Annotated in this window: 7 protein-coding genes; 2 read left to right on the forward strand and 5 right to left on the reverse strand. The window is 55.4% G+C overall.

The window, feature by feature from the left end; translation table 11 throughout:
• Positions 1-229: 229 nt before the first annotated feature.
• Complete coding sequence (locus RMSM_RS04635) at positions 230-3703, reverse strand: PVC-type heme-binding CxxCH protein (RefSeq protein WP_201767002.1); 3474 nt, start codon at positions 3701-3703, stop codon at positions 230-232.
• Positions 3704-4175: 472 nt separating this feature from the next.
• Between RMSM_RS04635 and RMSM_RS04640 the strand changes: the two genes are divergently transcribed.
• The gene (locus tag RMSM_RS04640) at positions 4176-4715 is read left to right on the forward strand and encodes an AlkZ-related protein (protein WP_040764116.1); all 540 of its coding nucleotides are present in this window, start codon (positions 4176-4178) and stop codon (positions 4713-4715) included.
• Between the two features lie 122 nt (positions 4716-4837).
• Here RMSM_RS04640 and RMSM_RS04645 read toward each other — a convergent pair whose 3' ends face one another.
• The 3 genes from RMSM_RS04645 to RMSM_RS04660 form a co-directional block, all read right to left on the reverse strand.
• Positions 4838-5947 carry a glycosyltransferase family 61 protein gene (locus RMSM_RS04645; RefSeq protein WP_008692301.1) on the reverse strand — a complete coding sequence of 370 codons (1110 nt, stop codon included), beginning with the start codon at positions 5945-5947 and terminating at the stop codon, positions 4838-4840.
• A 512-nt stretch (positions 5948-6459) separates the two neighbouring features.
• A complete protein-coding gene (locus RMSM_RS04650; protein ID WP_008692303.1) occupies positions 6460-7104 on the reverse strand; it encodes a hypothetical protein in 645 nt (214 codons plus the stop codon).
• Positions 7105-7740: 636 nt separating this feature from the next.
• Entirely contained in the window at positions 7741-8613 is an 873-nt protein-coding gene (locus RMSM_RS04660) for a C1 family peptidase (RefSeq protein WP_144057374.1), read from the reverse strand.
• A gap of 266 nt (positions 8614-8879) precedes the next feature.
• Here RMSM_RS04660 and RMSM_RS04665 point away from each other — a divergent pair, with 266 nt between their 5' ends.
• Positions 8880-9572: a hypothetical protein gene (locus RMSM_RS04665; RefSeq protein WP_008692307.1), complete on the forward strand. Its 693-nt coding sequence runs from the start codon at positions 8880-8882 to the stop codon at positions 9570-9572.
• Positions 9573-9670: 98 nt separating this feature from the next.
• Here the strand turns inward: RMSM_RS04665 and RMSM_RS04670 are convergent, their stop codons facing one another.
• A complete protein-coding gene (locus RMSM_RS04670) occupies positions 9671-10321 on the reverse strand; it encodes a protein-L-isoaspartate(D-aspartate) O-methyltransferase (protein ID WP_040764115.1) in 651 nt (216 codons plus the stop codon).
• Positions 10322-10691: the final 370 nt, after the last annotated feature.

Genomic DNA, 10691 nt, shown 5'->3' on the forward strand with positions numbered 1-10691 from the left:
CTGGGGCGGTGATGCCCGGCCGCTTACGCGTCTCGGCTCATGGGGATGAGCCGTTTGCCGTGAGGCGTCGGGTTTGGCTTGCAGGTTGCAGTTGCGGGCGCCGAGACCCGGCCGCTGACGCGTCTCGGCTCAGGTTTTGGCGATCACGCTTGCCAATGGCGCATAAAAAAACGACGCGGGAGTTTTGCCCCCGCGTCGTTTGTATTTTGAATCATCGAGCTGAGCCGCGTTATCGCTTGCGGACTTCGAGGATGTACTTCATCAAGTCGTCGAACTCCTTGCGGCTTCGCAGTTGCCGCGTCAGATTCTCTGGCATGATCGATACCTTGGACTCAACCACCTCTTCGATGTCATCCTGCGCGATCTTGATCGGTTCAGGCTGGGCAAGGTTTTGCAACACCATTTCGTCATCGTTTTCCGATACACGGACGCCGGTATAGACGTTGCCTTCGACCGTTAACACGCTGACTTGCGCAAAATTCTTGTCGATCAACTTCGATGGACGCAAGATCGAATCAACCAGTTGCTCATCCGTCAACTTGGTCTCGATCTTGGCCAAATCGGGACCAAGTCGAGCGGCGCCCTTGGGAGGTTCGTGACAAGCGAAACAGGCCGCTCCCGATTCAAAGAACAACTTCTTGCCTCGTCGCACGTTGCCTTTGGACATGGCAACCTTTGCCAATTCGGCCGGTGACGCACTCAGCAGTTCCGCTTCCAAAGCTTCGTTGGAGAACTCTTTCATTTCTGAACTTGTCGATGCCAGCGACGCTTCGAGAGGATGCTCGGCAAGCAGTTCCTCGGGTTTAAAGAATGTGTCGCGGCCACTGGTCTGCTCGCGAATCTTCTTCACACTCGCGGCGCTGACAGGCGAGGATTGGTTGCCCCACGTGTTGCGGACAAAGGTCAATACGGCCGCTAATTCTTCGTCCTTCAACAGCGATCGGAACGCGGTCATCGGTGGCACGCCACGTGACGGGTCAAAGGTTTTTCCATTGACCGTGATTTTGCCCCACAAACCGTGCAGCGTCATTTTGATCAAACGCTCTTCGCTACCGTTCACCCAAGGGCTGCCGACTAGCGAAGGATAAACGTTCGCACTTCCTTGACCGTGTGTCAGGTGACATGTCGCACAGTGCGATTCACGTTGATAGACCTCGGCTCCTAACTTGTAGGCTTTTCGGTCGTCCCCTTTCAGGTGCTTTGGTGGGTTGAACTTGACAAATTCCGTTTCGGCAGCGGACGCGAAACCGCTGGCGCCCTTGGTGTCGACATTCTCCCAGAAATGCTTGACCGTCTTGGCTGCGACTACCGCGTGTTTGACATCCGAACTCAGCAGCATATCGAGCAGTGCTTCGTTTCGCACGCCGTGTTGTTGGTGCAACCACAGGGCTTCGAGAAGATGGTGGGCTTCGGTTTCATCATTGGGATCAAAGTCTTTGATCCACTGCTGTGTCGCGGCGATCACGGCGTCCGAGTCGCGAGCACTCAGTTCGACTCGGGTACGATGCCGCACGCCGTTGACCGGATGCTTGAGGTTTTCTAGCAGTGCGGTGATCGGTTGGCCGTCAATCGCGACAGGCTTTTGCAGCGGACGATCTTTCGCTGTCAAGCGAAAGATACGGCCATGCTGGTGGTCGCGATTGGGGTCACGGATGTTGTGCTGCATGTGGCCGATGATGGCGTTGTGCCAGTCGGAAACGTACAACGCACCGTCTTCGCCGACGACTGCATCGGTGGGACGGAAATTGCGATCATCGCTGTTCAGCAACTCAAGTCCCGGCGTTCCCCAGACTTCTCCGAACGCCCGGTCCTTGCCATTGCCCTCGCGGTCAAGCGAATACTGTTTGACGCCGAGGAAGCCGATCGTGTTACAGATCAGGAAGTCGTCCTGCAATTCCTCGGGAAAGTGTGACGAGGACAAAATGGCATTTGCCGCGACAGGGCGGAATTCTTTGGTCAGCAAGGTATGCATCTTGAAACCCTTGCCTTCGGGGCGAACTTGGTAAGATCGCCCCCCGGTGCCATCGTTTGCATAGCAGTAACCCCAGCGGTCAAAACTGGTGCCGTGCGGGTTCGGCGAGTTGGCGGCGTGCGGGGTGATGGCAAACGTGCGAGGGTCGAAACGATACATCCCCGAATCGCCGATGTGCAGGTTTTGTTTCCAAGGCGTTTCATGGTTGTGCACCAAGAAAATACCGCTCTGCCAATAGATTCCGCCGTCCGGCCCGTAGACCAAATTGTTCGCGGCGTGGTGGGTATCGGAGGTTCCCAGGCCTTGAAGCAGAGGGTAACGCACGTCGGCTTTGTCGTCGCCGTCGGTATCCTTCAAAAACAACAGGTCGGGACCCGAAGTGACGATCACGCCGCCATTCCAGAACTCAAAACCGAGCGGATTGTGGACGTGAGCAAAGATCTTGCGACTGTCCGCTTTACCGTCTTTGTCGGTGTCCTCGAGAATCATCAGACTGTCGTTCATCTCCTTGCCGGGTTCCCACTTGGGGTAGGTGTTCCAGCTGGCGACCCACAACCGTCCTTTCGCATCGACTTGCATCTGCACAGGATTGGCAAGGTCCGGAAATTGAACTTCCGAGGCAAAGAGGTTCAGTTCATAGCCTTCAGGAACGTTGATCTTTGCCAGCGATTCTTCGGGGCTTAAGTAGTCAATGCTGCCTTCTTTCGCGGCGCTCGAACTTTTGCTGCCGCCGCCGACGTTGGAGATAACTTTTACTGGCGGCGGAACATTGCTGTCGTCGACCACGTGCGTTTTGCCTTCGGCGGCCGCCCAAATCGCCTTGTCACGATTAGCGGTCATCACGTCCAACATTACCAACTCGTGCTTCAGCACATCAGCGTTACTTTGACCATCGACAAACGTCAATGTTGATCGGCTGCCCCAGATGTCGTTGCCGTCGGTGGCGCGATAGCGATTATGCCAATGCCAGTTCTTGTCTTTGACGGTGGCGTAGATGTCGGAAAGTTCGTCTTTCGCCGGTGCGGGTTTGCCAAGCAACGCTTGCGAGATGATTCCGCCAAGTTTGTAGTAGCCTTCGGCGTTCAGATGGATGCCGTTGAGGGTGTACGGTTCGGAAGTGGACGCGAACAACTGCATGGTGGGCGTGAACAGGTCGACGAAGGTAACGCCGGCTTCGGCCGCAGCCTTGCGAGTTACTTCGGTATAAACCGCCAAGTTCGCATTCAGCTCGGTTCCCTCAGGAAGATGTCGGTTGCCGGTGTTTTGATAGGCGATCGGGCTGAACAACACAAACCGCAGCTCCTCTCCTTTCTCGCGTCGCAACTCGGTGTACCGCTTAACCAGTTTCACCAATTCAGCTTGATAAGCATCCGCGCCGCCGAGTCCCTCGAACGACTCGTTGTAGCCGTAGAAGCTAAAGACGACATCGGGGGCGACGTGTTGCAGGTACTCGTCGTCGTTCGTAAACCCCTTGCTGCGGGGTTTCTTGTTGACCATGTCGCCGGAAAAACTCATGTTGCGGAAGCGGACATTCATCCCCTTCAAATGGCTCTGCAGAATCGTTTCGACCCACGGGTCGTGCTGCATGCGGTCGGCCAAGCCATTGCCGTAAATGGCGACCACGTCGTTAGGTTGGAAGCTAAACGGCTTGTCGGCTTTGGCCGATGGAGCCGCGATCACCCATGGCAATAAACAGGTGATCAAAAGTGCAGGTAGAGGTTTTTTTATCATTGCAAATAAGCTGCGATTCATTTTCTCGATGTCGCTGGGTTGGGTCTGGGTTTTTATGCGAATGAGGTCGCACAATGACACAGCAGGCAAGGAATGGTGCGGTTAACGGGGCGTTCCCCGACGGTAGGTAGGACGATTGTAACCTAGATGCCTGCCAAACGAGAACCAGATTTGCCTTTCGCAATGATTCTTCTGGGGTTCGACGGTTCGGTGAGCCGTTTATACGGAGGCGTCCGGCGGTAGTCCTAACGAAACCGCCCGCTGGGGCCAAAGTGAACGGCATGCGGCACAGTCCTCCGCTGCGGCTGTCCCCCGCTGTGGCATGGGGATGTTGGCCTCTGCGGAACGGTGGTTTCTGTGAAATGAACCGGTCCGTGGCGACGCCGACGGTTTGGCTGTAAAACCGATGGCAGTTCCGAGACATTTTCTCTGAAACATTGAAATGACGTTCTTTTTGCCACAAACCGTTTTCATGATCACGACATTTGATGAAGCCTATCAATTTGTGCTGGAGCAGAAGGTTTGCACGGTTTTCGGCAGCAAAGGCTCTCCCTATCCCTCGTTGTGGGACAATACGGGGTTGTCCGAGAAGAAACCCAAAGCAGGCGGCTGGAGTCCGAAGGTCATGGCCGTTTGGGACTGGAAGACGCGGATTCCCCAAACCTATCCCGATACCGTGTTCTATGGAAAGGTCCCCGGCGGCGATGCGGCGCTGATCGAGATGCAGCATTTTCGCAAGGTTCACTACCCTGCTGCATTCCAGCAAGTATGCGAATTGGATCCACTCGCCCAGGAGGTATACGAGTTCATCCGGCTGGAGCCGGATTACACCGGACCACTACGCAAACGAGCGATCACCCGACTGGGGTGTACGAAAAGCCAGTTCGATTCGGCGCTAAAGAAACTGCAGGTGAGCTTGAACATCGTTCGTTCGAACGACTCGAAACTGAAAAACGATTTCTGGCTGCCGATGCGTGAAGTGCACTTGGACATCGTCAGCGAGTACGAGTGACAAGCACGGGCAAATCTTCGCAAACAGGGCCTCGCAAAGGGTAGCGTCACAAACAGTGGCTTCACAAATAGGGACGCTACAAACAGGGCACATCCAGAAATGTCATGTACCGTTTGGCCGTTTTAGGCTGTTCGGCGTTGCGGAGAATCGGTGGCGTGGCGAGGGGACAGCATTTCGGAAAGGGTGCGGTCTAGCGACGAGGGGGCAACCCGCAGATGCCCGTCATGCGACGAGCTTCGAGCGTTCGCTTGATCGACAACCAAGTACCGATAATCGAGTTGGGACGCGGAAGCGAGCGAGTGGAAGCACGGGACGCTAAACGAATCATCCCCTGTGATTTCAAGCACCTGCGATCCCGGAGCCATCATCAATATATTCGTCAGCCCGGCACCATGGTTTGTGACCACACAGCGAGCCCGCGAGAAAATTCGCAGCTGCTGTGTCCAAGTGAGATCTTCCGCCACGACGGTTCTAAAGCCGTGCTCGGCTAAGACAGGCAGGATGGCACGTTCGTTTTCAATGCGTCGACGCTTTGCGTTGCGACGGCTGATATAGATTCGCGAGCTATCGATTGGAGAGCAATGCTCTGAAGACGCGTCGGCGTCGTTGAGCTGGGAAATCTGGTTCAAGAACCGATTTCGTAGAGCCTGGATCATGGGGGGACGGACATTGCCGCACGACGCGACATGCGAGGGCATCGTTAATTCGCAACATCGAATTCGCTCGAAACGCTGCAAGAACCGCACCTCGTTCAGCTCGTAGCTGCGGAGCGATTCTGACACGAACTTCATTCGCCGAAGCTGGGCGGGCAACAGCAGCGTCATCGATGGCAGGTCACAATGCATCGCCGCCAATTCGAGTCTCGGCAATGTATCGCACATCCAGTGGTAGTAGTTGGAACACCAATTGTCGGTGATCCAAAGCGCAGGCGTCTCGAGTGTTTGTGGCCGGCTGAGCCATGATTCAATCGCAGCCTTCGCGGGGCCGTATCGGCGATGCCAGCGGTTCAAGCACGGCGGTGCGGCAAAGGATTCTGCGATGGGGCGACCCTGCGAAAAGACAGGACCACGGCCTCGAACCTCTGCATTCTGATAAATTTCAATTTTGGGATGAGCTAAACGCTCGTGTTGAAGTGAAATAAAACGATCGCGGTGCCGTGGATCTACATTCGATGGAAGAGGCCGATCGACCATTTCACCCGAAAGCGGCGTCTCGTACTCTCGAATCTTCACTTTTATTCCATTCAAAGCGGCGGTATTGCAATTGGCTTCGCAAGCGGGCAACAGGCCGTTTTTTCACCCAGCTAATCACTTCGCGAAGCGTGCAGCTACCGAAAAAACGATCCTGCGCCCTTTATGTATCGTGTGTCGTCCGACCGATTCAAGATCAACCTGGAAATGTTCCTCCCCCTCTTTCCCTTAGAGGAGGTCGCGGTGCTTCTTAACAGCGGCGCGGCGCGAGCCCAATGCCATCTACTTTGGCAACTAAACGGGTGGCGTTTGTAGCGGTGCGGCGCGGGGCCCGCCCGGTCTAAACCGAACGTTTTAATCGCCGCAACCGGGCGGCTTGCGCCGCACCGCTACTAAGGTAGATGGCACGCATTGGGGCGATGGTCAAGCGAGTGGGACTCGCCAGAATTCCCGTATTGTCTGTTGAAGCACCAGGAACGGTTACCTCTGCACCGACGTCGTGACCACCCTCGCGAAGCCACGGGGCGTTCGCGCGAGGTTGTTTTAGGGCCGTCTTATTGGACCGCGAGACGAGTTGCCGGAGGTTGGGGCGTCGTGGTCGCCGCACTGCTGGTGGCCGCTGGTTCGCTCTTTTCTGCCTCGGCTTCCTCGTCTGGCTGCGAAACAACGAACTCCATCTCGGTATCCGCTGAGGTGGATTTAGGACGGTGTGCATTCAACACGACTCGCTCCGAAACGGGTTTTCCGTCACGCGCCGTCACTTGGACCGCAGGGAATTTCGATTCGACTTGCGATTTGGTCGCGCAGTGCATGACCAACCACTTCTCGGGCATGCCACCTGCGGAAAAGGCACCGCTCGCTTCGTTCAGGACGTAGACGTCGTACGTGCCGTTGTCGCGTTTCCAAGCACGCAGGTTCATTGTTTTGTTGCGAAGCTCACAGGTCAGCACGCTTTCACAGCATTCATTGATGGGAACGCACAGCGAGAACGTGCAGCCAGGCAAACAAGTGATCGCACGCTTGCCAATCTCGACGCATTTGTGGGTTTTGGAAATGACGTAAGGCACTTTGGTCGGCGCTTGGAAATCAATCTTCGTCACGTAGCAATTTGTCTCTTCATTGATGCGTGGGATGCGGCCGATGATTTTCAAGTGGATGGGAGTCTTGCTGCACGTGCGTCGATCACAGTGGTGGCTCATCTTGATTTCACAATCCAGACAATGGTTGCAGTCGCAATTGCAGGGATAATGTCCACAGTGCGAACACGGATCGTGATGATGGCAGGTGCAGGGATAGTGCCCGCAGTGGGAACAGTGAGGATGGTGCACCTGGCAGCGGCAGGGGTAATGTCCACAGTGGGTGCATGGTGGATGGACGATATGGCAATGTCCATGCGGATGAGGCGTGCTGGGATGACCACAGTAACACAGTGGTCGTGAGTGCTGGATTACCGGTGACGACAATAGCGGGCGATAGGTCGGAACCGTCCAGCATTTCGGTTGCGGATGAATGATCACGTGACCCCCGAAGTGTTGGGCGTCGGCATTCGTGACCATGAAAACAGTGAGCCCCAGTAATGGAGCCAGGGTGCGAAACAGAGACATTGCTTGGTTTCCTTAGTACTGGGTAACAAAATCAACGGTTGTGCCAACCACCTACGGCGCTGATTCGATCTTAAAACCCCGATCCGGCGGAACAACGGAAGCCGATCGGGCGTGCTGAGGTTGCTAGCGACCCGATAGCTGCCCCCAGGGCGCCCCCCCACTCGCCAAAATCCATTCGCCAAGATTCTCGGCGGCTGAAGTGACCGTGATGATCGCTCCGCTGGCCATGGATCATTCCAGAGTGCTTGTCCACTGCGGATAGAGTACTCCCCAAAAATCACTGGCCCATCGCTCCAGTACGTATCGATAGGGCAACCATCCATAGCCGTGGTCGCCCCACTGTTCGCCCCAGCCGCAGCGGACTCGCAAGGCGCCACGCAAATCAGGCTGCGGAGCATTTACGACGAAATTGTCGTCGTATCCCATCGCGATGGCCGCGGTCCCGCCCAATATGCCGCTGCGATCGTGTTCGTGGGGGATCCAGCTTTGCGAAGTGATGCAATCGGGGACCGAAAAACCAAACAAACACGGCGTCCCCGATGCCAACCATTGTTTGATTGCAAACAACGTTTCGGTGGCGGGGCGACAACGATCGTCGATGCGATAGAATTTCAAATCAGCAAAGTCGCTTTGGAACGCAAACAGCATTGGGTCCGTGGGAACCTCGGGCGATGGCGAATGCGATGGCCACATCGGTTCCGGAGGAGCCCCAAAGCGAACCAACGTCTTGAGCGTTGCGCGTAACCCAACCCCCATCACCCCGCCGCCTCCCTGAGTCCGGATTGTCATCTGGTACAAGAATTTGGAGCTTCGGTTCATCGGGATGCCACGCCAGCGACGACTAATCCAATCGACCAATGACAAACTCATCACCGCCGCAGTCGAATGCGCTGGACCATCACTGCGTTGAAACAGTTGCAATGTTTCTTCGTCCAAGATTTGGATAGCCGGCAATGGCGGATCCGTCTCGTGGTTCGGCAATGCATTTGATGGCGGCGTGTGTGTTGAAGCTTGCTTGGTCAGAATGCCTTGGGTAAATGGAAAGTCTCGAGGATCGGTGATGTCGGGACACCAGCCAAACGCCCCAGGAGTAAATGATGTCATTGACTGCACCTTGTCGTTGCCGCAACTTGCCATCGCTGTCGCCATTGCACCCCGATTGAGTTATTGAAACGATGAGTGCAACGATGCAATACGTACAGCGTGGGGAAGCCCTCAGGCTGCAAAAAAGAGCAGCAAGGTTCTCGATTGCGAAGGTGTTTGGAAACTCGAGGCAAGTTAATGCATCTGCGCAACTTGACCTTCGTATGGGGGCGTGTAGATTTCAAGCACCATGATCGATTTGATTTCATTCCATAGGTTTTTTAAGCATGGATGTAGTCAGCGAAGACTGGCATCGCGAAGATGAGTTCGTTATCGAGAAGCTGAATTCATTCGCTGGTGCGTTCACCCTTCTTTATGATGCGGCGCAATATGCAGCGGATGCAGCATGTTCGCGGTGGGAGTTCGCGATCTCGTTTGCCGAGTTGCAAGAGATCGGGATTCGAACCAACGATGTTCGCTGGTTGATGTGCCGTCATTGGCTTTTGCACGGCCAGGACCTCAGTTCACCGGGGGATGAACATCGCATGGTTCGCGAATTAGGCGGAGTCGTGTTTGACGGCCGGTCCTGTTTCACGCTTTCGGACGAAGGCCAACAGTTGGTGGCGAGGCAATTGCGATCTTTCACGGACACGCTGTCGCACCTGAGTTTGGCTGAGGAAGAGCCGCGAGCGAGAAGCGGTCCATGTTGGGATGCCGCTCGTCATGAGTTGCGATTGGGGACACAGCTGATCAAACGATTTCGCTGGCCCGCCTTGAATCAAGAAACGATTTTGACGGCATTCGAAGAAGATGGTTGGCCGGCAAAAATTGACGATCCTTTGTCTCAAAAGCCGGACCTCGATCCCAAACGACGGCTCGCCGACGCGATCAAATGTCTCAATCGCAACCAAGAGTCGAGGTTGCTGAGGTTTCGTGGTGACGGGACGGGCGAGGGCGTATTGTGGGATCGGCTCGACTGATCACGCGATCGATTAACTGGTCGCGAGAATTCACGGCCTGCGGTTACCGAGGCGACCCGATGATGCGATTGAGGCAGCTTGCCGCTATCGGGGCAATTTTACCAACCCGCTTCGCCCACCAGCGGGACGAAATGGACGAATCCCAATTCTTCGTGCTTGAATTCGTTTTCGGCTTGCCGGGTCACGCGGACTAATTTTTGCGATCCCTGTTTCTCGCCGACGGGAATGACGAGACGTCCCCCGAGTTCGAGTTGTTCTAGCAGCGGTGGTGGCACGCTGGGGCCGCACGCAGCGACAATGATGGCGGCGTAGGGAGCGCACTCGGGAAACCCGAGTGTGCCGTCGGATTGAAAGACACGAATATTATCGTAGCCGAGTCGTTTCAGTCGCTTTTGTGCCGAAGCCGTGAGTTTGGGGTGCCGCTCGACCGTCAACACTTCCTTTGCGATTTTCGACAGCACGGCGGCGGCGTATCCCGATCCGGTGCCGATTTCAAGCACTCGCTCGTCCGACGATAACTGCAATGCCTCGATCATGTAGGCAACGATCAGAGGTTGTGAAATGGTTTGTCCAAAACCAATGGGCAGCGGGGCATTGCGATAGGCAAATTCGCGATTCTCGTCGCTGACAAAGTGCTCACGAGGAACCGACATCATCGCTTGCAGTACTGCTTCGTCCTGAATGCCGAGCTGGGGCAACTCGTCGCGGATCAAATGCTCTCGCTGATGCTGAAAATCGTCCTCGCCCATCACATGGCCACTCCAATTGCGTTGAAGACTGCGGATCGGACAAGCCGGATCGCATGGCTTGCTAGGATGCTTTCCCAAAATTCGTTTGCAAAACAGCGTATCATCCGCGATGTCTAATTCATCATACCTCTGTGGATGGCTGCAAACAAACTGCCGAGATTCTTGCCACGCCCGATAAAGCCCTCGGTTGTTTTCGGATAGAATGCCGCTTGGCTGTCGTCAGGCGTCGGTGTTTCGAAGCAGCAAAGTTGACGACTAAGCAGCTAGGCAGGAGTCATTGCGTGTATTAGCGGCTTGTTGATTTAATCGAAATGCAAATCGCATTGGTGAGCCGAGGGCCGTAAGGCACCGGGTAATGCATGGAACCCGG

Source organism: Rhodopirellula maiorica SM1 (assembly GCF_000346295.1).
GTDB lineage: Bacteria > Planctomycetota > Planctomycetia > Pirellulales > Pirellulaceae > Novipirellula > Novipirellula maiorica.

Coding starts and splice junctions, on each gene's coding strand:
- RMSM_RS04635 (WP_201767002.1), bottom strand. CDS start 3,703: ATGATAAAAAAACCTCTACCTGCACTTTTGATCACCTGTTTATTGCCA.
- RMSM_RS04640 (WP_040764116.1), top strand. CDS start 4,176: ATGATCACGACATTTGATGAAGCCTATCAATTTGTGCTGGAGCAGAAG.
- RMSM_RS04650 (WP_008692303.1), bottom strand. CDS start 7,104: ATGAGCCACCACTGTGATCGACGCACGTGCAGCAAGACTCCCATCCAC.
- RMSM_RS04660 (WP_144057374.1), bottom strand. CDS start 8,613: ATGACATCATTTACTCCTGGGGCGTTTGGCTGGTGTCCCGACATCACC.
- RMSM_RS04665 (WP_008692307.1), top strand. CDS start 8,880: ATGGATGTAGTCAGCGAAGACTGGCATCGCGAAGATGAGTTCGTTATC.
- RMSM_RS04670 (WP_040764115.1), bottom strand. CDS start 10,321: ATGGGCGAGGACGATTTTCAGCATCAGCGAGAGCATTTGATCCGCGAC.